A 23,118-nucleotide genomic window follows, 5' to 3' on the forward strand; every position below is an offset into this window, starting at 1 on the left:
GGTATACTTTTCCCCCCAATAACCACAATAAGCGAAGCCTGACCCCGTTATACCCCGTTATACAAAAGGGTGCTTCTCCCCCCGCATCAAAGCAGGTTTTGTATTCCGTATAGCATAAGCCGTTTCCACACTGGCCCGGGCTTCGTTCAACCCAAACCCATTCCCATCCACAATCTCCTGGTAACTCAAAGTATGCAGATCCGTAAATCCCTTGCTGAACTCAATCTCCTCACCATCCACGGTAATAGAACGATAGGTCCTCTGACCCAAAGCCCGCACATCGCCTGGCAGACTCTTTTCATCCACACTTAAAAACCACCTGACCCTGGCATTTTCCAACTCAAGAAATCCAGCCGCCTTATTGGGCTCAAAAAGATGCACAATATTCATCTGAACCTTACCGAAAATCCAGATCAGCATATCAAAAAAGTGAATCCCGATATTGGTTGCAATCCCCCCGGATTTTGAGTCATCCCCTTTCCAGGAAATAAAATACCAGCGCCCCCGGGAAGTAATATAGGTCAGATCAATCTCATGCTTTTTACCAGCCTTGCCTTTATCAGATCGGCCATCAGATTGGTTTTCCTCAATCTTCTGTTTTAATTCTATCAAAGCCGGGTGAAGCCGGAGCTGAAGAATATTATAAACCTTTGAACCCGTATCAGCCTCCACTTCTTCCAAACCATCAATATTCCATGGATTGAGCACCAGCGGCTTTTCACAAATGGCATCAGCCCCATTTCGTAACGCAAACCTGATATGGGCATCATGCAGATAATTGGGAGAACAGATACTCACATAATCAATGGCATCCCCTTTTCTTCTCTTCTTATCAACATGCCGGTCAAAGCGTTCAAACTCCGTAAAAAAATCAGATTCCGGAAAATAGCTGTCAATAACCCCGACACTGTCATTGGGATCAAGAACAGCAACAAGCTCATTGCCCGTATCCTTTACCGCCCTCATATGCCGCGGCGCCACATACCCTGCACCGCCAATCAATGCAAATCGCTTCACCAAAAAACCCCCCTTATTTAAATCCAAAAAATCTGCGTCCTGCTTTCAACAACGACAACAAAGCAAGCCTGACTCCAGGTTTTCAATCACCATATCACTGTCAGCGGCTCTAAGCTTTTTAGCTTGTTGTCCGCAGTGATTAAAGGAGCATTATGATAAATTGCAGTAGCTGCAATTAGTCGGTCGGCAGGATCTTTATGATGAAAAAAATCTCCTTGTGACAATGATGCTATTTCCGGAGTAATCGGCAAAACAGTTAATGATAAAGCCAGACAGAGATCAGCCATGTACTGTACAGGTGAGATATCATTTCGCAATCGGCCGGAATGGATAAGCATGGCAATTTCCCAAAATGAAATATCAGAACAGGCAAGAGTTTTGTCATGCAATGCAGTTTCAATGGCAGCTTGAGCAGTGTTGCTCAGGCGCTTTGGATCATCCTGCCAGAAGATCAAAATATGGGTATCACAAATTATCTGCATCTGCATTCCATTCTGCCTCAACAGGTTCTAAAATGTCTCCTTTGATCATTGTTCCCCTCAATTTCATAAGCCTGTTGTGTGCCTCTTTTGCAGCACTGCCTTCAGGTACAAGGCGGGCAATTTTTTTTCCATGGCTTGTTACCAGAAATTCAACCCCTTTTTGTACCTGTTTCATATAATGCGGAAGATGGTTGCGAAGCTCAGTTATATTAACTTGCTGCATAGTTACCTCCTGTTGGAATTTTATTTATGTACACCTGTTTTGTACATAATAATTCATTGGTTACTTTTTGTCAATTTTATCGCGGTAATCATCCATTATATTTTTATTCAATCCCATTTTTTAATACTTTACCCCCAAACAACGACAACAAAGCAAGCCTGACCCCGTCAATTTGACCGGGCGCCTTTGAGGGCGATGTTGATGAAGGCTTTGTAGAAGTAGGTGCACTGGGTTCTGAAGGGATGTTTCAGGAAGGCGTTTATGTATCTTTTTTCCGAAGCACAGATCTCGTCAAAGGTTTCAGGCAGGTCCGCATAAAACGGCGGAACAAGACCGGGCTTGACTTTTTTTCTCAAGTCCTGAAGATCCTTGTCATACAGATCCAGATAATGAAAACTTAAGGGCCGGACACCCACGATGCCTAAATCCCCTTTTATCCAGTTATACAGCATGGGAAGCTCGTCCAGCCACAGTTTGCGCATGTATTTGCCCCAGGTGGTCATCCTGAAATCATTCTCGATTTTCCCGCCTTTTTGCAAGCCCTGCAGATCATAGATATATTGCTGAAGATACTCGGAATAAGGATGCATGGTCCGGAACTTATACGTACGAATCGTCTGCCCCCCGAAACCGGATCGTTTCAGCTGCACCAGGGGACCATAGGTGGGACTTTTGTCTAAAGATGAGGTTTTCACCTTTCTTGCAATTACAACCATTCTTTGATCAATATCTTTTTCTGCAACAATTTCAAACCCGCAGAAACTCAGGCGGCCCAGAAGTTCTGCCCTGGAAATAACCCTGTTCTTTCCTTTGGTAAGGGCAAAATAAACTTTCTGCAGCCCCGGAAGTTTGGGCATGACACGACTAAAACAAAAATCTGCAAGATAAATGAAACCGGCAATATACCGGGGGAATTTTTTATATATCCATTTATAATGGGTGTTGATGGTATGGGCATACCCGATAAAATACCCGCCCGGCAGCAGCATCTGGTGCATCCTGAGAAAATAATCATTCACCCTTCTGATATCGTTGATCTTCCACAGGTTCATGAAAAGACGAGCCTGGCCCCTGTCGGGATGCAGATCAATCAGATCACAGGATCGTTCAATAACAGTTTCCATCCTCATCATATCATCAAGAACAATATGTCGGTCTATGAATTCAAAAAGTTCGGGACTGTAAGAAGACAGCCGTCTTTTAAATTTTCCACGGGCAGGCTCCATGAGCTTCTGCCGGATGATATTAATATTAACATCCAAAGGAATTTCATGCTGCCTGAGTATTTTTTTAACCGTGTCAACAGACTCAATATCAGGCGTTGCTTTTCTGCCCCGGCTGATCCTATAATAAAAACTGATCATGACAAATTCCAGGGCCGTCAACAGCACAATGGGACCAAGCCCCTGGAACCGTGAAAAATAAAAAAGCCGCAGACCGAAAACAAGAACCGTCATGCCGGCCAGCATCAGAATTCCGGCCTTGATCCACTGCCAGGTAAAAAAATGGACATTCCGGAATCTGTCCATTGAAAATTTACGGGTCATCACAGACGTCACAACCCATAATCCAAGAAAAATCACAAACAGTTTGGAATATTCCGGATGCAGTGCCCAATGGCCTCTTTTTAAATAATTCACCATAAAAAAAGAAAAGAAAACCAGAAACAGATCCATAAATACCAGGGGCCAGGCAATATTGTTTTCCATCCGGACAGCCCCTGAAATACTTTTAAAATCGATCTTTTCAACTGCACCGGGATTATATATCCTGTTATATGTGCACCAGACCAGGCAGTCCAAAACAAAAACCATTAAACAGGTAGAAAAAACATGAATCCTTGAATAAGCGGCAAACCCGAAAACAACCACCAGAAATGTAATCGAATAGGTTAAATAAAAAAACGATCTTAAAAAAGTTAAGAGACACGTGCCATATGCAGCATAAGAAGCAGGTTTGAATTTCTTCCCCATAAGGGATGTGACAAACCAGCACAGGTAAAATATGAAAAGCAGCCTTGCGTATGACCCGCTCAGGTCCAGCGTCCCTTTTTTAAAAAAATAACAGATAAAAAAGGAAACATTCAACAGGAAAAAATCTACGAAAAAAATCCTGCCAAAAGATATAATCCTGTTCTCTTTAACAGTTGCCATATTTTGACCTTCTTTTTTGATCAAATAAAATTTTTATTGCCACAAAAACCACACCTGCCAAGTTGGCCAGGAGATCGTAAAGATTAAAAAATAACCACAATAACCTGATTTCTGCCCTTCAGGGTAAAGGTCACACAATAAGGAAACCCGAACCCGGCAAAAAGACCCGGCAAAAAAATACATATTGAGAAAACCATTAACTTTTATTATACTCAATATAATTAAAAACCTTAAGGTCATTAAAAACAATGGATAAAAAAATTACCTATTGGATTGATTTGGCAGAATACGATATTGTTACTGCCACTGCTATGATGGAAACCAAAAGATATCTCTAAAAATCAAAGGAGTTGCACTCTTGGATAAAGCAGAAGTTATAAAAAAACTTAAAAAATATAAAATTCTATTGTCTAAGCATCTAAAATTTGATGAGTTGATATTGTTTGGCTCATACGCAAAAGGCACCGCAAATCAAGATAGTGATATGGACGTTGCCATAGTAGTTGATGTGCTTCAAGGTGATTACTTTTTGATTCGACCATTATTGTGGAAATTCAGAAGACAGATTGATGACAGGATTGAACCTATAATATTAGAAAAGCAGCACGATGAAAGTGGTTTTTTATCAGAAATAAAAAAGTATGGAATACAAATTTAATTAACGTCTACATGGGTCCCATTGATCACCTTTATACTTTGCCCCCCAATAACCACAATAAGGAAAGCCTGACCCCCTATTTACGAACAGAAACAGCTCATCCCCTTGAGAATAATTTTGAATAATATAACGGTAACCATCCATTATATTTTTATGCAGTCCTCTTCCCGTGGCACCTCCAATCATGGAATCATAGTAAGATCCCACGCCCCAGTCGTAAAAAACCTGCTGGGCAGCATTATCTGCTCCAACAGGTTTTATGGTTCCATGTGCCGTCTGCACAGGAACCGAATGGGGTCAGGCTTGCCTTATTGCACTTATTTGTTTTTTGATCAGCCACATTTTCTCCTGCATCGCATTGTTCTTTGCCAGCCGGGCGCGTACCGCCTTGACCTGCCGGCACAAGGATGGAATGCCTCGGTTATAGTATGCTGCAAAATCGGACAGCCGATAATGGCAATGGTCCATGCCAACCACGGCCGTCATCGCCCTTGCTTCAGACAGCAGCCTTGCGCGGCTCGCACTTGTCATTTCCAGCCGCGAGACCTTGTACACCCCTGCCCCGGCATCCACCACCTGCTCAATCTCGATCTCTATCGGAATCTCTTCCCTGTTATGCATGAGCACCTTTTTGACGAAAATTGCATTTCCCAGTATCCGCCCTTCCTTGCTGCCATGGCGCAGCTGCTCCATGATTTCTTCTCCGGCATCCTTGTCCATGAAATACAAATAAGCGGCCCGGGCCCCTGACAGGGTTTTCCCGAACTGCCCGAGACTCCTGTCAATAAATAACCAGGAGGGGGCCTTCACATGCCCGGCATATGCGGCATGGCTGCTGAAAGTATAATCCGCCGGATCGCCCACGATCCCGGCACGCACGGGATTGAGATGGATATACCGGATCAGCTCCGCCAGGTAATCATCCTTGTCCACAAGGATCGCCTTGTAACGTCCCTGGAAAAGGTGCCCGACCCGTTCATGCTTCTTGTTGATCCATTGTGTATATCTCTGGGAAAGAGTCTGCATAAGCTTTGAAAGCGGCGCTTCATTGACCTGCAATGCCATGTGGACATGGTTTTTCATCCAGCAGTACGCATGCAGCGTGAGCGAGTACTCCTCCAGTCCCTCGGCCAGGATGGATTCAAAATGCCGGTATTCCTCATCCCCATGAAAAATATCCTGCTTTGCGTTTCCCCTGAGCATTACGTGGTAAATCGCTCCGGGGTAATGGATACGTCGCTTTCTTGGCATAATTATTTATATATTGTTTTTAAATGAAAGTGCAATAAGTGCAATAAGGCAAGCCTGACCCCAAACTTTTACAAAATATAAACTGATTTTTCGATAATCCGGTAAACGATTCGATATTTTTTATATAGTAAATGACGGTAGTCAGTGCCAAAGAATTCATTTTCAGGTATAAATGGATTGCGATCAGGAAAAGCTTCAAGTGAATATATTTTTTCCTCCAATTGAAGCAGAAAATTTGTAGCATTATTAACACTGTCATTTGCAATATAATAATAAATTTGTTCTAAATCATCTTGCGCTTGCTGAGTTACCTTGACCTGATATTTTTTTATCACGTTTAAATTCCTTGAAAAAATCTCGGGCTTCCTTATATCGATCGTTTTTGATATCTTCCTCTGCTGGTATGAGAAGCTTGAGCAGGCTAAATGCACTTGCAATCTTTTCATATTCTTCTGCAGCCAAAAGCACAGCCTCAGCTTTTCCATTAACTGTGAGAACAACAGGACGTTTGGTTTTATGAATTTGTTTAAGTACCGAGTTGGTATTTCTCTTTAAATCTGTGATTGAACGTATATCCTCTGTTATGCTAAATGTCATTTTATCACCTCATAAATAAAAACATCTAATTTGATGCTTTTATTATGTATTATTTAATGACAAAAAATCAAGATAATTTTTTGTAACGAGTCAGTTATTGAACCTATTGTATATAATCAACATGCCCACCGCCTTTTTCCATCCTCCATCCTCCACACTCCGGGGTAATGGATACGTCGCTTTCTTGGCATAATTATTTACATATTGTTTTTAAATGAAAATGCAATAAGTGCAATAAGGCAAGCCTGACCCCTTATAGCCTTAAATCTTCCAAAACCTCCTGCGCCCTTTTCGTCCCATGAACCAACTTAATCCGCCCCGGCTTTTCTCCCATAGCCTTAACCCACTCAATCAACCCTTCCTGATCCGCATGCGCCGAGTACCCGCCCAACCGATGTACCTTCGCCTTGATATCAAATTTTTCACCCTCCAGCATCACATACCCGCCGGGTCTTTTTGAATACTTGAGGATATCCCTTCCCGCCGTGCCCTTTGCCTGGTAACCGACAAAAAAGATATCATTGCGCGAATCCTCAATCCCCGCCTTCAGATGCTCAATTATCCGCCCGCCCGTGCACATGCCGCTGCCTGCCAGAATGATGGCCGGCCCGGACATCTCCAGTATTTTCCGGTGGTCACGAAAATGTTCCACCGCATAAAGCCCCTCAAAATCAATGGGATGATCCCCTTTTGCCTTCAGCTCCTTTGCCTCTTTATCCCAATATTCGGAAAGGCCTGAATAAATCTTTGTAATCTCAAGCCCCAGGGGGGAATCAATAAAAACCGGAACTTTGACACCTGACCCCTGTCTTATCCTGTCCAGCTCATATATCAGCTCCTGGGTACGTCCCAGGGAAAACGCCGGAATAAAAACCTTTCCACCATCAGCAACAGCCCGAACCAGTACTTCCCCCAGCCGCTTGACCCTGTCTGCCCGCCCTTCGTGATTCCTGTCCCCATAAGTAGATTCCAGGATTAACAGATCACACCCCTCGGGCACATCCGGATCACACAAAACAGGCGTATCCTTAGAACCTAAATCACCGGAAAACACCACTGTCTTATGCTCGGAAATATCAAATTGAATCCAGCAGGAGCCAAGAATGTGTCCTGCCCTGCCTAATTTAAAAGTTATCCCCTTTTTCAGGTCAAAAATCTCGTTGTATTCAAACCCCCAGGAGAGTTCCTCAATCACCTCAGACATCCCGGCAGCCGCACCAGATGTCATATCCGTAAACCCCATGGCATCTTCCAGCATGGGTGCGAGAATAGCCCTGGTAGGGTAAGAAGTGATAATTTCACCCTTAAATCCCTTTGCAATCAGCTCCGGTACCCGGCCGATATGATCAATATGCGCATGGGTAAGAAACAGATAATCGATCTCAACCGGCTCCACAGGCCATGCCTTCATAGGGAGGATAACGTCATTACCCTGTGCAAGCCCGCAGTCCACCATAATATTAAGACCATTCGCCTGCAACAGATGGCATGAACCCGTAACCGTATGTTCACCACCAAGATGTATAAGTTTCAGGATGTCCTGCTCCAATAAGAATCTTCAACATTTTTTTAAAACCAGACCAAAAGCCCGGAACAGCCCGCCTCCCAGCAGCACCCCTGCTCCGTTGCCCACAAGATCATTAATATTCCAGGCCCGGTAGGGCAGCAGATACTGGATCACTTCCAGACCAGAGGCTATAGCAATACCCCCTGCCAGGATCAGCCAGACAGGATGCCCGGGAAACCGCATTCGCCACAGAATCACCAGGGGCACAAACACAAGACCATGCACCAGATAATCCAACCGCAGTTGAAGCACACTGAAATTGTTCAATCCAGCAGAAACACCGCCCAGAGGAATGATCATCATCAAAAAAAGAGTCATCAGATAAATGGTTAATATTTTTTGACTTTTAATCTTCACGCCTTTGCGCCTTTGCACGAGACAATAAGCTTTTTAACAATATTCTTAGCATTCTGCCACACCAGCTCCTTTGCCCAGGGCACAAACCTGTCATCCCATCTCTGGGGATGAGTATTGATCATGACCCTGTCAGGCAGCAGACCATTTTTCGCCGCTTCAATAATATCCATAGTTGATTGAAATTTTAAATTATCAAAGGCATTTTGCCCTTTGCCCGCAACCTTATCCCGGACACTCACATCACTTCCATCCCACCGTCTGCCAGTATCAGTCAGGTAAAACACATCATTGAAATCAATATCAAAATATGGCTCTGCAATAATGCCGAAATCCCGATAATCATATTTTTTCCACAGATCCCGATTATCCCACCTGGATAGAGGACTGCCATGCATGCAGATGGTCTTAACCGGATAAATTTTCCTGAATTTTTCCAGATTTACTTCAAAATGCCTGATGGCTGCTTCATCATCGCCCTTGCAAAGGCTCAGGTCTTCATAGTGATATCCAATCTCATGCCCCATCCCAGCTATCTGCCTGATGATATCCTCATTATAGCTCTGCTTTACAATCCGAAAATAATAACTTGCTTTTATCCCGACTTTTTTCTCAATCTCCGCAATGACAAGGGCGTTCCCCGGCAACCGATCCACATCATGCCGGAAAATCACTGCCTTTCCCGCAGGTTGACGGATAAAACCTTCCAGGCTTTGGAACGAACAACCACCCGCAACCAACACCTGCAAAAGTTTTTTATAGATACCCAATGTAAAATTCCGCATAACACCTAACCCTTAAACCTTAAACCTTAACCCTTAATAACTATCCCACAATTGAGCCTCTGTGATTGAGGGCAATCTGGTTTTTGGTGTTGCACCAGGTTTTACATCAACCAATTTTTGCAGTTCTTCTACTTTCATTTTGATAGGTATTTTTTTTCCGGTGGAAGGGTAGCGCTTTAGAGGATCACCAAGCTTATTGCAAACCCCTTCAGCATACTCAATGTTGATCTCCCCGAAAATCATTTCGCTTTTCGGCACTGCCCTTGACAGAAAGCGTGATGCAGAGCGGATCAGAACCGGATTAACAGTCTTGTAGCCATGAAAAAGGCGATGCCTGATAAGTTCTATTCGCTTCAGGGTTTTCCATCCCCTGGCGGCATTGCCTTTTAAATCAGCCCTCCATTTGGTGCCGGCTATTTTTCCCAGACAGTCAGCAAAAGCCTCGTTTGTTGAAATCCGTCGCTTTCAAATAACCCGGTATGCATCTGCCATTTTACAACCCCTGTACCTTGCAGCCACTGCCAGCATTCTTGTCCGCAAGGCCTCCCATGCGATCCATCTTAGAATAAATGGAACGAGCGGGTTGAATGTCGAATTTTGATCTTCGGCAGCATCAGCACAGTCAAGCAGGGTTTTTATGGTTTGTGGATTCATAATCTGATCAATTAAATTGATTTTGATATTCAGGGTTTTCTTTCATTATTGAAAAGCTGTCCGGATAATTTTCAATAAACCAGACCAGAAAGGCAGTGACGTCGATTTTATCCTTGAGAAATATTTCCCTGTTTTTTTTCATTACTTCTTTTGTATCTGTTCTGGCCAGAAGCTCTACGCCTTTTTCAATGGCATTCTCTTGATCAGACATTGAATTGTTAAAATTAAAAACCAACCCATATACCTCTTCTTCATCGGTATAACCCCTTCCGATTTTATCAAGAAATATCCCTGGGGTTCCCAGTACAGCACTTTCTGATGCCATAGTCGCGCTTTCTCCAAAAAAAAGAGCTGCATGGGCCAGGACATCATGCATCTTTTCCGGCGGGATCTGAATTTTATAGGGTTCAAGTTCTGGGGGCAGGTCTTTTTCCGCTGATATGAAAATCCGGGCGTATTTTGAAAATGCTTTTACCGCTTTGATCTTGTTTGCATCGATAAACCCGGAAAGTCCTTTATCATGGTATGCATCCCAGCTCACAAAACGCATAACAACATAGGGTTCGTCATTTTCTATCCCCAGGAGCCGGACAATATTCTTGTCTGGCTGGAATCTGTTAGGATGCAGATAAAAAAGTTCGATATTGCCATTAAAACGGATTTGATCCTTGCGCAGGGTACGTTGAAAAGATTTAGCGGTTAAAAACGATGTCACCAATTTAGTGAAAATAGTATCATAGATTCCAGATGACTCAGTATCGGCAAGTGCAAAATGGGGTTTTCTCAACAAAAATCCTGCTAATGCAGCATAAGGAGAGACCCTGGAAACAATAATGTCAATTTTTTCCTTTCTAATAAATTGAAGGCAAATAAAAGTATTTTTGATCAAATAATAAATTTTTGAAAACATTTTTTTGCCGGGTTTTTCCAAAGGAAGATAACTGATATTATACTGGTTCAGCAAATACCTGCTGATATCTTTTTCGGTAGCAATCCAGAAAACATTATGACCATTTTTTTCAAGTTCGTTTTTGACAAGTTTAAAGTTATGGACTTGGGCAGGGTGGCCGGTTAATACTAAAATATTCATATTTTACACCGAAAGTTATCGATTTTTAAGAAATTTTAATAAACTCAAACAATAAATAAATCCGGGCTTCCAGTCATTTTGAGCAAAAAGTGCATTCACTTTTTTACTTTTTAGGGATTTTGCGTATACCAAAGGACTCAACTGTCCTTTGAATATGGCTTTGGCAGCATAGGCAGTGTCGGTTAAAGGGTTTATCCAGCACACACCGGTTTCATATTCGTCTGGATATACTGTATCCATTCCATTCATATACTCATATGCCATCCTGGCAAAATCCACCCCGCATGCTTTGGCAAGCCCAACCCAGAGCCATGTCCGGGCGTTGATTTCAATGAGTTTATACTGCCCGTCCCCTGGATCTTTTAAATACTCCACTTCGCAAACGCCCGTGTAATCCAAAGCCATGATCAGCGGAACAGACTGCGTATAACAGGCTTTTACATATATGCTTCTGGCAAATGTGGCAGTTCCAAAACGAATGGGATGTTCGCGAAGTTTTTCTCCCATCCAAAATGTTTTTATTTTCCCGTTTACACAAAAGGCTGTAAAAGAAATGGTTTTATTGGTGCCATCGTCCGGAATCAGTTCCTGGGTCAGGGTTTTTTGAATGGGAAAGTTTTTATCAATAAAGGAAAGTTGCCTGCGCAGTTCGTCAATATTGTCAGCCAGAAACGCTTTGCGGCCTGTGGCCCTGTAAAAATCCAACCCGAACCGCCCGCGGGTCAGTACGGGAAAAGACAAGGGAACTGCCGCAGGGGCGGCATCATTCGCATAATAAGTTCCCGGAATTGGTACCTCGGCCTTTTGTGCCACATCCAAAAGCCTGGACTTGTCATATATATTTTCAATAATTTCAAGCTTTGGTGTGATGACCTTGAAATGCTTTTCCAGACGTGTTTTGTTGCGGGAAAGTGTCAGCACGGCATGGTCGTTTGAAGGCATCAGAAGCCAGCCTTCAAACCCCTTGACGACAGCCAGTTCAAGCAAGAAATCCGCAAGGTCATCGCTGTCAAAAGAGGGGCACTGGTAAAATTCCCGGCAGTATCTGGAATGCCTGGCCACACAATCGCCAGTGTCGACTACAACCACGGAAATCCCTGCCCCACCCAGGGAACGGGTATTGGACAGTCCCTGCACATGGCCTTCAATGATAATGACTCCAGGCTTCAGGGTCATTGAACAACCGCCTGATATACGGATATCAATCGCTTTGCAATTGTATTAGCATCAAGCCCTAGCGCAATAATACGCTGTCGCCCTTTAGTCCTTTCGTTTGTGTTGGCATAATCAAGAACAAATTCAATTTTTTCTGCCACATCAGCGGGATCAAAACCGGTCAGATAATATCCGGGTTCATCACCAAACAGCCAGGCCACATCGCCCACATTGGTTGCTACCACCGGGCAGTTGCAGGCCATGGCTTCTTTTACTACGTTTGGGGAACCTTCCATTAACGAAGGAACAACTAAAACATCAACAGAATTCAAATATTTCACCACCTCATCGTGTGAAATTGGGTATGGTGCCACCACAGAGATATTATCTGACTTGATCAGACCCACTGCTTCTTTAAGCAATTTATAGTTTTTTGTTTTGCTCTTTTTATTGCCCAGAAACAAAATATGTTTTTTATCAGGATTCAGACCGAGTTTGCCTTTAAAGCCATCTTCACTATATTTAATTTTATCAAGCATAATCCCGTTGGGAACAACACTGGATTTTTTCTTTAAAAATACAGAGTTTTCCATGCGTTTTGATTTGCATATTACAGCATCAACAAAAGGTTGAATCAGATAAGTTAATAAAATCAAATACCTGCTTTTGAACTTGATCTTATTTGCTCCATTATATTGCCCTTGAGCGTCCGTGCCCATTAAAGATAAAATTATCGGCTGCTTTGGAAATGCCAGCACAGCGGACCAGCCTGATATAGTGTAATGGGTGTGAATAATATGAACCCGGTTTTTTTTAAGAAATTTTCGGATCCTGTACGCTGATTTCAGATAACCTGAAAGACCTTTCCCATATAGAGGGAAATATATTACATCAACTCCTGCTTTTATCAAAGAGTCGCCCTGTGATTTAATAAAAGGGGCAATATCGAAATTTTTTGAATTGCCACTTGAAACAAAAAGAATTTTTAGCATTTTATCTCTTTAGGTATTCGACGATGCTGTGAACATACATCTGCTCCTGATCATAGGTGTTTTCCTGCAACTGCCATGATCTATCTGCATATTCGTAATAATCCTTGCTTTTATACTGAGTGGATGTGCCAAAGTGGATGGCCTGGAATTCGAAAATATATCCTTTCTCGCCGTCAAAGGCAAAATCAACAGAGAGATTCGGCAAATCAAGTTTCCAGTAAAATTGCCTGATCATATCCAGCATATCCACTGGAAATCCGGCCTGGCTACCGCCGGTATAATTGTATCCGCTCCCGCTGGCCCGAAAATCGTTTTCCCTGATATTCCGCCTCAAAACAAAATATTTCTCACCATAGACCAGCACTTTCCAGTCGTTTTTGAGCCCGGGAATAAACGGCTGGATGATAAATTTACCCTGAAAATCAGATTCCGGTTTGTATCCTTGATGCTTGTGTGCCCGGACCCGTTCTTTCAATGAGACTTTGACCTGCCGGGTGCGGCTGACTTTTCTGGCCTGCTTTCTCAACTCGTCTTCATCTTTGGCCAGGAACACACCCCGGCTCATGGCGCCGGCTGCTTTTTTTATCACACAGGGACAGGCAACCTTGCCTGCCTGTATGGCCAGTTCCAGTTCTTCCAGTGTTCCAAAGAAATGCGAGTGAATCGTTTGCAATTCAGCAGGCAGTTTGGTCTGGTGAAGTATTTCCATAAAAACTTTATTGTTGTTTGCCCTTAGAAATGACGCGCTTGGAATTAACATAGCCCCGGCCTGCTCTAACCCATAAACAATATCTTCGATGAAATTCTTGTAATACAGGCCATACTCTTCAGAAGAGGTGTACAAAACCACTTGATCTTTCCAATGGGTGTCCCGAAAATTAACGTCACACATGGTGATAAATTTTATGGCAAATCCAGCATCCTTGAAAAGCGCTGTCAGATAATCTTTGCGGTAACCGGAACGATAAGGGGTTGCTTTCCATTTGCTGCTGAACTGGTTTTTATAGTCTGTGAGGCAGATTATTTCCTTCATTGCTGTTTTTCCTCAAATTGTTTTATTATCTGAACAGGATTTCCTCCGGCAAGACACATGCGAGGGATATCCCTGTTCACTATGCTGCCGGCACCTATAACTGAACCATATCCGATCGTGACACCGGGAAATACCATCGAATTGGCACCAATCCAAACATTGTCTTCAATTAGAATTTTCCTGGCTTTGCCGACAGTATTAATCCTGTTTTCCACATCCGGAAATGATATATCATGGCCGTTGCCATCAAAAATCTGACAGTTTGCCGCAATCAAACAATTTTTCCCGATACTAATTTTTTTGTAGGCATGAATACAAGCACCATTTATTCTGGTATTGTCACCTATTTCTATGACAGCATCTTTTCTGTCGGCCATAAGCTTGACAGGGGCGTACATATGTAAATGGTAGCTGTCTTTATTTGATTTCAGCGATACATTGCTGCCTATAATCAATTGTCCATTTTCTTTAAAAATCAGGCTTGGAATTCCTGAAATATTAATCTTACCTTTAAAAACAATGTGTTTTTTATAAAAGTATTTTACTTTTATGTATCCCCAAAAAGACCTTGTCTTGTAAATCAAACTATACATAATATCAATTATTTGTTGACATAAGTGTCAATAAAAAACTCATAAATAATATCCAATACATCCTTATGTGTCTCGCACCTATGCAGGTTCCAGCTCATTGTATTTTTGACATTTAATCTCATTTTCCATTCCATGTAGTTCAAATAAAATTTTAAAAAATTTATTTTGCGAAAAACTTTAAACAAAAAATAATTAGACCTTGTAAACAGATTAAAATAATAAGATTTCTTTTCCAAATTACCCAAAAAATAATTTACAATATATTCTTTGATTTTGTTAGGATTATCAAACAAATCAGATACTTGTTTTTGCATTTCATGAAATTCAAATAACTTATCGCCTTGCAAAAACTCAAGTTTAGATTCCTTTAAATTGAATTCTAAAGGGTAACCCGTAAAATCCAATTTTTTATCAGTAATCTCAAACTGTACTGGAAAAGATTGACGGGCTGAAGGATTAGACAGAAACTGTTTTACAGGTTTGGCCGGAATAAAATTCCCTATTCCATAAAAAATGGGGCAACCATTATAGACTTCATATCCAGAGACAACATGAGAGTGATGACATATTATTGCCGATGCTCCATTTTCCGCATAAAAACGAAATTGCGAGACCATCCTCGGCGTCGGGGCATGACAATATTCAAGACCGCCATGAATGATCACAAAAACAAAATTTGCTTTTTCTCTGGCTTCTTTTATTTGCCTAACATTACTGATAATATCAAGGGGATTTGTTCCACCATGCTTTTCAGTTGCTGTATTGTATTCATTCTCAGCAAAATTCAGGAAAGCCAATTTAATATTGTCCCTTTCGATATATAATATTTTTTTAGCTTCCTCTAAATTTTTACCTGCACCAAAAGAAACAATACCACGTTCCTTAAAAAAAGTTATCGTATCCTTAAGGCCGGAAATCCCCTTATTAAAAATATGATTATTTGATAAAGAAACATAATTAAAACCTGCCTCTATAATTGGATTTAGCGCAGCAGGGGCGCAGCCATCAGTTGTGCTAAATTTTTTTGTTGAATAAATTTCATTGCTGTTACTGACCGGATGTTCCTGATTGTAGATTGAGATATCTGAATTTTGAATAACATCTATAAAGTCACCAAAGATTTCTTTAGTATTTACCTTTGGGGTATTATAAACAATATAATCCCCACAAATTAAAATTTTCATTTTGTGCTCTCTTTAAAAATCTCGCCCAATATATAGTCTGCGGCTTCATAATGGGCCTGGCATTTCATTATATTCCATTTAGCCAAATATTTTTTTTTGTTTAAAAGAAGTATTTTTTCATAAACAGAGTTCAAACCAATTTTTTTTGTTACGCGAGGAATTATCCTTGGATGGCCTGCCATAATTGATAAATATTGCGCTTTCCTGGTCAGAACAAATTTTTGCCATTCAGCGTTTAATTTGTCCTGATCTTGAATGATCAGAGACAACCTCTCAACTTCCTGGATCAATTTATTTTTTTTATCGCCGTTACAAACACTTACAAACACTTTCTTTGGGTCCAATTCGATGGGAATTATTTCAAAATCAAGTACACCCTTTCCATTGATTGAAAATTTGACAAGTAGCCCCTTGTGCTCTGCAGGGTTCTTACTCAAATGCAGCAAGTTACCAAGGCCGTAAAAAATTGGTACTTTGTTATAAATCTCATATCCGGAGATAATGCGTGAGTGATGTAAAATAATTGCGTCTGCTCCCATGTCAGCATAAAACCGCATTTGATCCACCAACCTCGGGTAAGGCAAATGAAACACATCCACACCTTCATGCACCGCTACAAATACAAAGTCTGCATTTTTTTTGGCGGCGATAATATCCCTTGAGTTCTGAACCACATCAAGAGGATTAGAACCTCCATGATCGCAAGTCACCGCATTAAACTCAGAGCGGGAAAAATTCAATATTGCAATATTATGCCTGCCAACTTTTTTATAATATACTCTTTTTGCTTCTTCTCTTGTTAATCCTGCACCTGTTACATCTATTCCATATTGTTTGCAGGCAAAAAATGTATCCTTGATGCCTTCATCTTTCATATCATAAGTATGATTAGTTGCAAAAGTTGCCATGCCGAATCCAACTTTTTTTACAGGGACTAAACTTTCTTTTGAGCCCACACCATAGGGTCCGAATTTAATACACCCGTCATTAGAATTGGTTATAGGATCTTCAAGATTAAATACGTTGAAGTCACTTTTAGAAACCAAATCTTTTATATCATCACAAAATACTTGGTGATCAGGATACATTTTAATAAATTTATCATAAGGACCGTAAATATGATAATCACCTGTAAAAACAATTGTCTTTGTATTCTTCGACATATAATTATTTTATCTATTTTAAAAGTGAATTGTATGCATGCATGTTTATCACTATAAGCTTGTGGCTTTGTTTCGTTGCTGATCCATTCACAATACTACTTCATTATATAAGCAATAATAGCTGTCAATCATCTTTTTTATACCAAATCGTTCTTTAATCTTTTCTGCTGCTTTAATACCAATTCTTTTCCTGCTTTTTTCATTGTTAATCAAGGCTTCAATTTGATTAATGATCTGGCCAGCAGCAAAAGGTTCTACCATAAAACCATCAACTCCATGTTGTATTAATTCCGGGGTCCCCCCCGCATCTGTCGCAACAACCGGCAGGCCCGAAGCCATCATTTCCATAATGGCATTTGACAATCCTTCTGCGTGACCATCAGTATTATTTAACAAAACTCCAATATCCAGATTTTTACAGATATTTTCAATATCAGAGCGAACTCCCAAAAAATGGATATTTTTAATTTTTCTTTTATGAACTAAATCTTCAATACCTATCTTATTGACACCGTCACCAATACATAAGAAATAAACATTCTTATTTTTTTTAACAATTTTTTCCGCGACGTCTATGTAGGTTTTATAATCTTTTGCATCGGAGAAAGAGCCTATCATTCCAACAAGTAGTGTTCTCTTAGGAATGCCCAACTCTTTTCTGAGATCTGATTGATTTACATTATTTCTCTTAAAATCATACCCATTATAGATTACTCTATGTTTTTTAGACTGTTTAAAACAATGAACCAGTAAGCCGGCTTTAGAATTTGCAACCAGTATATCGGAAAAAGGGAAGGCTATTTTTGAGGTAAACCACAGTTTGCTGAATCTTTTCACAGGCAACGCATAGGTTATAGAACCATTAATAAATTTTACATTTAACAGCTTTGTAGCAGGAAGGGCATAAATCGCAACAATATTACCCCATACATGGATAATATCCGGTTTAAAGTCACGCGCTATACTGTAAAATTTAAAAAAACAACTTGGATCTTTTTTTAAATATTTCCTTTCAACATAATGAATTTTTACATCCAGGTTAAAAATATCAGTATAATGAATATCCCTTTTTGTCAGCACCAGCTCCATTGAAATATCTTCATGCTTTGAAAGGCCTTTTAATAATTCTACAAGCCTTCGTTCTTTCCCGCCTGAGCGCAGACTTTCAATAAAAAACAGGATTTTCATTTCGATAAGACTGTCTTGGGTCTATACTTTGCCGCCTGTGAAGACACACGATACTGTGAATTTATCGTTGCCGCATAAACAGGAATCATTAACCATAAAAAAATTCCCGACCCTGGTGAATTCACTGACATCAATGCAAAAAAATACGGCACAACCGCGTACAAAATACGAACATTTTTTTGTTCGTGCCATCCCCATATGCAAATTTTCACTAACAAGTATATGAACGGGAAAAGAAGAAACAAGCCTGCGTTATAAGCAATATTAATAAACACATTGTGTGGTACAAGGCTTAAAAAATTATAAGCAATTTCTTTATATATTGGCGTAACATATCCAAAAATAAAACTTTCAGGACATCTCTTAAAATATTCAAAATAAATCAACCACTTTCCGATCCTGCCAGTACTATTAGGATCAATTGCAGAATATGCAGAATCTAACCAAAATCTATCTAAAGCATTTAAGATTATAGGAGCGCTGAACATAAACACTGTAAATAGTAGAAAAACAATTTTCCCTTTTTTAGGTTTAAGTAGCATGTTCCAATTAAAACAAAAAAATAAAATTACAACCGAACCCAATGATAGCATTGCTGTTCTTGATGCTGAAAAGAAAATTCCCAGAAAAGACAAAATAAGCCCTGTCAATAATATTTTGTTTATTGTTTTTGTTTTTTCAGCCCAAGAAAGAAAATAACCGAACGCAATAGCAAAAAATACCCCCGCACTATTTACATCCCCGCCCGCACCATAAAAACCTTTGATTCTGTCTATAGACACACCACTAAGACTCATATCTGTTTCCAAGGAAGACATATAAAAACCAAAATTATCTAAAAATCCACTAAATGGCAAAGTTATTCCGATGGTTATAACGCTTAGCAAAATAGCCATATTAACCGCTTTTAAAATATCTATATGCTCGATTCTGTTAATAATATAAATTAAAGGTATATAATTCAGTAAAAGTTTAAAAGTTGTTTTAAAAATATAAAAATCAGTATGATGTTGAGTGGAAAGCCCTATTATTAGTGGTTGGGTCACTAATACGCTTTTTGCAGTATATATAATTCCATACACCAATAAAACTAATAATAACTTTTTTACTGTCTCAATTATTTTGCTTGAGCATTTTTTTTTATATTTACCTTCATATATAAATATAATCATTCCTATCTGCGTTACTTCATTTACTCCTATGATGCCAAATAAATTATTTTCTGTTCCAACAATCGATCCAAATGCTAAAAAGTATACAAAGAACGAAACTACAATGACACTGTTTTTAATTACATACGGCATTAATATAGCTGAAAAGCCAACCACAACATATGTATGGGCATTTGCTCCAACAAGTGCAAAAGCAATCAGCCAGAACATGAGCAGGCTAATTGCAAACCGCTGAAACATGTACTTGTTAAAAATTAGAAGTTGCATTCTACACTTTTTTTTTGGTGGCAGTACTTAGACTTCGAGGTATGATGGGCGAAAGATAGTAAATATATTCACCAGCAAATCCCAACCGCTCTAAAACTGCACGGATTCTATCGAGTTGAAAACCATATCCGGACATAACCGGTCCTTTTTTGATATCAATTATCTTAAATCCATTGCTTTTAAATTTTGCACACCAAAATTTTTTTCTGAACTTAATCAGTTCCTCAAAATTGGTGTTCGAAACCCCATGGGGTTGAGGCCATCTAATTTTATTTAAAAATCCAGGTCTTGTTAAGGGGAGTGCTTTTAAATTGTTTCCTCTATTCAATGAGGATAATACTTTAGCCTTGTAAATTTTGTTACTTTTTTTTTCAATTTTTCTAAAACGTTTTTTCCCAAAATCATAGATCTTTACTGGATAATATAAAAAAAAATGACATAACGCCCAAAACGGCGATGGCATTATAAGTACAACCAGGCTATCAGGTTGTGTAATGCTTTTTATTCGCAACAATGCGTTATCTACGTTCGGAAGGTGTTCAAATAAATTGCTTGAAAAAATCAAATCAAATGTTTCGCCGTTAAAATAGGTGTCAATCAATTCTGCGTCACAAATTTTATACTGTATACCATCCTGGTCTTGTTGCCTTAACCTATTTGGGTCAAAATCAGTACTTATCAACCGTTTTGTATATCGAAACAGCAGTTTGCTTTGAAATCCGTCTCCGGCACCCATTTCCAATGCAGATTTAAAATGCTTGTCCGGGTAAGCCTTAAATATTATATCAATTTCCCTCTTCCGCATTTGGTGGATATAATTTTGCCATTTATTTTTTGATTTCATTGATCGACTCATAACTGTTCTCTAATCCATCGTATTTAATAAAGCAGGCGTTAAAGGTACCCATATGCCCCCTCACGTTAAATTTCCTTAAAAAATTGTTTTAATCCCTTTATACGGGGCAAGTAATTCAGTTGAATAAATATTACAAATATAAGTCCAAAATATGCTATAGATGTAATAATAAGGTAGATTGCAACATGAATATCGTAATACCAGTTTTTTAATAAAAAAAGCGGCACTAATGAAAACACAGACACAATCAACAGTTTCAATAAATCCTTCCATGGGAGGAAGTTATCAAGCGATATCTTCAGGAGTTTCCGTGTAAAGTATAACTGTATAATTCCATTACTAGAATAAGCTATAAGGTATGAAATTGCAGCTCCAATGTAACCATATTGAACAATTAGTATATACCCTAGACAAATCGATAGAAACAATTTTATACTGTCTGCAGGGACAATATATCTGGTTTTGTCAAATGCCCGGAGCAAGTAACCGTACCCAAACATTTGTATCACCAGTGAAAGCAAAATAATTCTGAATACATTGGTACTATCCCTATATGGCTCACCAAACAACAACACGATGAAAGGCTCGGCTATAAAAATAAAGTATGTCAATACAGGAAAAGTAACAGTCGCATTTTTGATAATATATTTTTTCCAGAGTAATAAAGCTTTTTGAATGCCATCTTTTTGCTTGGAATACTCACTTAACCGGGGTAAAATAACATTTCCAACAGAAACATAAATAGTAGAAAGAAAGGGAAGATTAAAATTCCCTATCCGATAAATTGCAAATTGAGTAGGTGAAAACAATGCTGCTAAAATCAGTTTGTCTGCCTGATTGCCAATTGCACCTAACATTCCACTTAAACCAAACGGCAATATATAAGTAAGTTGTTTTTTAAATATTTTTAAATCGAATTTACTCGGACTAATATGATATTTTTTATATAAATATGAATAGAAAAAAAGAACATTCAATGTAGCAAACAATACCAAAGATACCATCACAGAATCAATTGTCCGAAACAAGACAACTGAAAAAATTATTAAAGTCGTTCGAACAAATCGGCTGAGCCCATAATAGTACATAGCCAGTTTTGCGTTGCCGTCAACAATAAGTATATTTGAAACTGAACTATACAGAAGTGTAAAACAGATATGCATTATAAGTAATTCGTAAACGTTTTTTATTGTTGTATTATCAATTATTTGTATTATATAGGGTTTTGCGCCAATGGCTATGATAAAAAATAATCCAGAGATATAAGCCATAAAGAAAAACGTGTGCGAAACCACAATACTTTTTTCGTTAAATGTTTTCGCTATAGGAAAGAAATAATAAAGGTTATGCGCAATATTAAAACCCAATAGTGTAGCGACAACTGAACTTATCAATAAAATTTCCTGAAGAAGGCCATAATCGGTTTGGGTAAATAGCCTGACAAGGATTACAGGGGTGATCACCCCAATAAGAAGTTGGGAAAATCTACCTATAAGGTTATAAATAACCTGTTTTTTAAGTGAGATCATTTTGATAAATATCTGCCAATTTATCGGCCATTGACGTCACTGTAAAATTAGATAAAAAACGCTTTTGAGCTGCATTCCCAAAAGCATTTCTTTGATCAGTATCATTAATAAGTAAATCAATCGACTCAATTACTTTCGTGACATTGTTTGGCGGAATGAGCACGCCACTTTTTTTATGCACGATAGCTTCACCATTACCCCCGACATCTGTTGCGATAATTGGCAACCTGGAAACCATTGCCTCCAGAAGTGCAATAGAAAAGCCCTCATGAAATGACGTCATTAAAAACAAATTAAGTTTAGCCAATTCATCAGGGATATTTTCTTGCCAGCCCAGCAAATGAACATTTTCATCAAGGCTGTATTGCCTGATAAAGGCTTCTAAAGAATGTCTCTCTGCACCATCACCAATGATATTGTATTCAACCTGAGGATATATAGATACAATTTGTCTTATTGCTTCTAATGCAACCATATAGCCTTTCTGAGGTTGAAGACCGCCTACAGACCCAATTAAAAATTTATCCTTGCTACTTTTTTTTGGTTGTAAATTGAAGCGAGATCCATCTATTCCATTATGAACAACAAAAACTTTTTTCGGGGATATCTTATAAAAATTTGAATTAAGATTCTTCACCCGATTTGAAACAGCAATAACCTTGTGGGAAATAACACTCGCAACTTTTACCGTGAAAATAAATTTCAAATTTTTAAAAACAGATCTTGGTTTTTTATAATTCCATTTTATTACTGAACGATCATAAATGTTATGCCAGGTAATTATTCTAACAGGGACTCCTGCTAACAAGGCACCAATAAGTGCAAATTTGTAGGCACCTACTAAATGGATATGAACAATTTTTATTGTATTTGTCCTTAAAAATTTTACATAGGATAAAAGTCGAGTGAACCAAAATAATTTCCATAAAAACTTAAAACGAAAGTTATTTGCTGCCCAGATAGGTACATCTAAATTATAAAATTTTTCTTTCAGCTGGCCGGAAGCACTGAGCACAGACAGAAAACAATTGAATTTATTGGTATCAATGTGCTGCATGGTTTGAAGAACATGATCTTCTGCCCCGCCACTTTGAAAACTTCCTAAAAAGAAGCATATATTTGTTTTATTCATCTTGGATCCTACTAGGGGGTGTC

At 39.3% G+C, this 23,118-nt stretch carries 25 protein-coding genes; 1 reads left to right on the forward strand and 24 read right to left on the reverse strand.

The window, feature by feature from the left end:
- Positions 1 to 57: 57 nt before the first annotated feature.
- From HGJ91_RS06710 to HGJ91_RS06725, 4 genes are all read right to left on the reverse strand, one after another.
- A complete protein-coding gene (locus tag HGJ91_RS06710) occupies positions 58 to 1,017 on the reverse strand; it encodes a Gfo/Idh/MocA family oxidoreductase (RefSeq protein WP_291347001.1) in 960 nt (319 codons plus the stop codon).
- A gap of 86 nt (positions 1,018 to 1,103) precedes the next feature.
- On the reverse strand, positions 1,104 to 1,505 hold the full coding sequence (locus HGJ91_RS06715; RefSeq protein ID WP_291346940.1) for a type II toxin-antitoxin system VapC family toxin: 402 nt from the start codon (positions 1,503 to 1,505) through the stop codon (positions 1,104 to 1,106).
- Positions 1,483 to 1,722 (reverse strand): type II toxin-antitoxin system Phd/YefM family antitoxin, encoded by a 240-nt coding sequence (locus HGJ91_RS06720; RefSeq protein WP_291346941.1) that lies wholly within the window; start codon positions 1,720 to 1,722, stop codon positions 1,483 to 1,485. Before HGJ91_RS06720 ends, HGJ91_RS06715 begins: the two co-directional genes overlap by 23 nt.
- A 167-nt stretch (positions 1,723 to 1,889) precedes the next feature.
- Positions 1,890 to 3,875: a sugar transferase gene (locus HGJ91_RS06725; RefSeq protein ID WP_291346942.1), complete on the reverse strand. Its 1,986-nt coding sequence runs from the start codon at positions 3,873 to 3,875 to the stop codon at positions 1,890 to 1,892.
- Between the two features lie 358 nt (positions 3,876 to 4,233).
- Here HGJ91_RS06725 and HGJ91_RS06730 point away from each other — a divergent pair, with 358 nt between their 5' ends.
- Positions 4,234 to 4,533: a nucleotidyltransferase domain-containing protein gene (locus tag HGJ91_RS06730; protein ID WP_291346943.1), complete on the forward strand. Its 300-nt coding sequence runs from the start codon at positions 4,234 to 4,236 to the stop codon at positions 4,531 to 4,533.
- Here HGJ91_RS06730 and HGJ91_RS06735 read toward each other — a convergent pair whose 3' ends face one another.
- From HGJ91_RS06735 to HGJ91_RS06830, 20 genes are all read right to left on the reverse strand, one after another.
- Positions 4,534 to 4,815 (reverse strand): DUF2235 domain-containing protein, encoded by a 282-nt coding sequence (locus HGJ91_RS06735; RefSeq protein ID WP_291346944.1) that lies wholly within the window; start codon positions 4,813 to 4,815, stop codon positions 4,534 to 4,536. It lies immediately after the preceding gene.
- A 15-nt stretch (positions 4,816 to 4,830) separates the two neighbouring features.
- Positions 4,831 to 5,784, reverse strand: a complete 954-nt coding sequence (locus HGJ91_RS06740) for a transposase (protein WP_291346945.1) — start codon at positions 5,782 to 5,784, stop codon at positions 4,831 to 4,833.
- 68 nt (positions 5,785 to 5,852) lie between these two features.
- Positions 5,853 to 6,119 carry a type II toxin-antitoxin system RelE/ParE family toxin gene (locus tag HGJ91_RS06745; protein WP_291346946.1) on the reverse strand — a complete coding sequence of 89 codons (267 nt, stop codon included), beginning with the start codon at positions 6,117 to 6,119 and terminating at the stop codon, positions 5,853 to 5,855.
- On the reverse strand, positions 6,073 to 6,381 hold the full coding sequence (locus tag HGJ91_RS06750; RefSeq protein ID WP_291346947.1) for a type II toxin-antitoxin system Phd/YefM family antitoxin: 309 nt from the start codon (positions 6,379 to 6,381) through the stop codon (positions 6,073 to 6,075). The genes HGJ91_RS06745 and HGJ91_RS06750 overlap by 47 nt, the downstream gene beginning before the upstream one ends.
- 253 nt (positions 6,382 to 6,634) lie before the next feature.
- Positions 6,635 to 7,930, reverse strand: coding sequence for an MBL fold metallo-hydrolase (locus HGJ91_RS06755; protein WP_291346948.1), 1,296 nt, complete (start codon positions 7,928 to 7,930; stop codon positions 6,635 to 6,637).
- Between the two features lie 9 nt (positions 7,931 to 7,939).
- On the reverse strand, positions 7,940 to 8,305 hold the full coding sequence (locus HGJ91_RS06760) for a VanZ family protein (RefSeq protein ID WP_291346949.1): 366 nt from the start codon (positions 8,303 to 8,305) through the stop codon (positions 7,940 to 7,942).
- The gene (locus HGJ91_RS06765; RefSeq protein ID WP_291346950.1) at positions 8,302 to 9,087 is read right to left on the reverse strand and encodes a hypothetical protein; all 786 of its coding nucleotides are present in this window, start codon (positions 9,085 to 9,087) and stop codon (positions 8,302 to 8,304) included. Before HGJ91_RS06765 ends, HGJ91_RS06760 begins: the two co-directional genes overlap by 4 nt.
- 465 nt (positions 9,088 to 9,552) lie before the next feature.
- The gene (locus HGJ91_RS06770) at positions 9,553 to 9,741 is read right to left on the reverse strand and encodes a hypothetical protein (protein ID WP_291346951.1); all 189 of its coding nucleotides are present in this window, start codon (positions 9,739 to 9,741) and stop codon (positions 9,553 to 9,555) included.
- Positions 9,742 to 9,748: 7 nt separating this feature from the next.
- Entirely contained in the window at positions 9,749 to 10,831 is a 1,083-nt protein-coding gene (locus tag HGJ91_RS06775) for a DUF354 domain-containing protein (protein WP_291346952.1), read from the reverse strand.
- 15 nt (positions 10,832 to 10,846) lie between these two features.
- The gene (locus HGJ91_RS06780; protein WP_291346953.1) at positions 10,847 to 12,007 is read right to left on the reverse strand and encodes a hypothetical protein; all 1,161 of its coding nucleotides are present in this window, start codon (positions 12,005 to 12,007) and stop codon (positions 10,847 to 10,849) included.
- On the reverse strand, positions 12,004 to 12,978 hold the full coding sequence (locus tag HGJ91_RS06785; protein WP_291346954.1) for a glycosyltransferase family 4 protein: 975 nt from the start codon (positions 12,976 to 12,978) through the stop codon (positions 12,004 to 12,006). Before HGJ91_RS06785 ends, HGJ91_RS06780 begins: the two co-directional genes overlap by 4 nt.
- Before the next feature lies 1 nt (position 12,979).
- Positions 12,980 to 14,011: a hypothetical protein gene (locus HGJ91_RS06790; protein WP_291346955.1), complete on the reverse strand. Its 1,032-nt coding sequence runs from the start codon at positions 14,009 to 14,011 to the stop codon at positions 12,980 to 12,982.
- Positions 14,008 to 14,604: an acyltransferase gene (locus tag HGJ91_RS06795; RefSeq protein ID WP_291346956.1), complete on the reverse strand. Its 597-nt coding sequence runs from the start codon at positions 14,602 to 14,604 to the stop codon at positions 14,008 to 14,010. Before HGJ91_RS06795 ends, HGJ91_RS06790 begins: the two co-directional genes overlap by 4 nt.
- A gap of 8 nt (positions 14,605 to 14,612) precedes the next feature.
- Positions 14,613 to 15,788 carry a CapA family protein gene (locus tag HGJ91_RS06800; RefSeq protein ID WP_291346957.1) on the reverse strand — a complete coding sequence of 392 codons (1,176 nt, stop codon included), beginning with the start codon at positions 15,786 to 15,788 and terminating at the stop codon, positions 14,613 to 14,615.
- Positions 15,785 to 16,951 carry a CapA family protein gene (locus tag HGJ91_RS06805; protein WP_291346958.1) on the reverse strand — a complete coding sequence of 389 codons (1,167 nt, stop codon included), beginning with the start codon at positions 16,949 to 16,951 and terminating at the stop codon, positions 15,785 to 15,787. Before HGJ91_RS06805 ends, HGJ91_RS06800 begins: the two co-directional genes overlap by 4 nt.
- A gap of 87 nt (positions 16,952 to 17,038) precedes the next feature.
- On the reverse strand, positions 17,039 to 18,139 hold the full coding sequence (locus HGJ91_RS06810; RefSeq protein WP_291346959.1) for a glycosyltransferase: 1,101 nt from the start codon (positions 18,137 to 18,139) through the stop codon (positions 17,039 to 17,041).
- Positions 18,136 to 19,578, reverse strand: coding sequence for an O-antigen ligase (locus HGJ91_RS06815; protein WP_291346960.1), 1,443 nt, complete (start codon positions 19,576 to 19,578; stop codon positions 18,136 to 18,138). Before HGJ91_RS06815 ends, HGJ91_RS06810 begins: the two co-directional genes overlap by 4 nt.
- Position 19,579: 1 nt before the next feature.
- Positions 19,580 to 20,422 (reverse strand): class I SAM-dependent methyltransferase, encoded by an 843-nt coding sequence (locus HGJ91_RS06820; protein ID WP_291346961.1) that lies wholly within the window; start codon positions 20,420 to 20,422, stop codon positions 19,580 to 19,582.
- A 77-nt stretch (positions 20,423 to 20,499) separates the two neighbouring features.
- Positions 20,500 to 21,963: a lipopolysaccharide biosynthesis protein gene (locus HGJ91_RS06825; RefSeq protein WP_291346962.1), complete on the reverse strand. Its 1,464-nt coding sequence runs from the start codon at positions 21,961 to 21,963 to the stop codon at positions 20,500 to 20,502.
- Positions 21,950 to 23,095 carry a glycosyltransferase gene (locus HGJ91_RS06830; protein ID WP_291346963.1) on the reverse strand — a complete coding sequence of 382 codons (1,146 nt, stop codon included), beginning with the start codon at positions 23,093 to 23,095 and terminating at the stop codon, positions 21,950 to 21,952. The genes HGJ91_RS06825 and HGJ91_RS06830 overlap by 14 nt, the downstream gene beginning before the upstream one ends.
- Positions 23,096 to 23,118 lie beyond the last annotated feature (23 nt).

The organism is Desulfobacula sp. (assembly GCF_014237455.1).
Taxonomy (GTDB): domain Bacteria; phylum Desulfobacterota; class Desulfobacteria; order Desulfobacterales; family Desulfobacteraceae; genus Desulfobacula.

Coding starts and splice junctions, on each gene's coding strand:
- HGJ91_RS06715 (WP_291346940.1), bottom strand. CDS start 1,505: ATGCAGATGCAGATAATTTGTGATACCCATATTTTGATCTTCTGGCAG.
- HGJ91_RS06720 (WP_291346941.1), bottom strand. CDS start 1,722: ATGCAGCAAGTTAATATAACTGAGCTTCGCAACCATCTTCCGCATTAT.
- HGJ91_RS06725 (WP_291346942.1), bottom strand. CDS start 3,875: ATGGCAACTGTTAAAGAGAACAGGATTATATCTTTTGGCAGGATTTTT.
- HGJ91_RS06740 (WP_291346945.1), bottom strand. CDS start 5,784: ATGCCAAGAAAGCGACGTATCCATTACCCCGGAGCGATTTACCACGTA.
- HGJ91_RS06750 (WP_291346947.1), bottom strand. CDS start 6,381: ATGACATTTAGCATAACAGAGGATATACGTTCAATCACAGATTTAAAG.
- HGJ91_RS06765 (WP_291346950.1), bottom strand. CDS start 9,087: ATGCGGAATTTTACATTGGGTATCTATAAAAAACTTTTGCAGGTGTTG.
- HGJ91_RS06770 (WP_291346951.1), bottom strand. CDS start 9,741: ATGAATCCACAAACCATAAAAACCCTGCTTGACTGTGCTGATGCTGCC.
- HGJ91_RS06775 (WP_291346952.1), bottom strand. CDS start 10,831: ATGAATATTTTAGTATTAACCGGCCACCCTGCCCAAGTCCATAACTTT.
- HGJ91_RS06780 (WP_291346953.1), bottom strand. CDS start 12,007: ATGACCCTGAAGCCTGGAGTCATTATCATTGAAGGCCATGTGCAGGGA.
- HGJ91_RS06785 (WP_291346954.1), bottom strand. CDS start 12,978: ATGCTAAAAATTCTTTTTGTTTCAAGTGGCAATTCAAAAAATTTCGAT.
- HGJ91_RS06790 (WP_291346955.1), bottom strand. CDS start 14,011: ATGAAGGAAATAATCTGCCTCACAGACTATAAAAACCAGTTCAGCAGC.
- HGJ91_RS06795 (WP_291346956.1), bottom strand. CDS start 14,604: ATGTATAGTTTGATTTACAAGACAAGGTCTTTTTGGGGATACATAAAA.
- HGJ91_RS06800 (WP_291346957.1), bottom strand. CDS start 15,788: ATGAAAATTTTAATTTGTGGGGATTATATTGTTTATAATACCCCAAAG.
- HGJ91_RS06805 (WP_291346958.1), bottom strand. CDS start 16,951: ATGTCGAAGAATACAAAGACAATTGTTTTTACAGGTGATTATCATATT.
- HGJ91_RS06810 (WP_291346959.1), bottom strand. CDS start 18,139: ATGAAAATCCTGTTTTTTATTGAAAGTCTGCGCTCAGGCGGGAAAGAA.
- HGJ91_RS06815 (WP_291346960.1), bottom strand. CDS start 19,578: ATGCAACTTCTAATTTTTAACAAGTACATGTTTCAGCGGTTTGCAATT.
- HGJ91_RS06820 (WP_291346961.1), bottom strand. CDS start 20,422: ATGAAATCAAAAAATAAATGGCAAAATTATATCCACCAAATGCGGAAG.
- HGJ91_RS06825 (WP_291346962.1), bottom strand. CDS start 21,963: ATGATCTCACTTAAAAAACAGGTTATTTATAACCTTATAGGTAGATTT.
- HGJ91_RS06830 (WP_291346963.1), bottom strand. CDS start 23,095: ATGAATAAAACAAATATATGCTTCTTTTTAGGAAGTTTTCAAAGTGGC.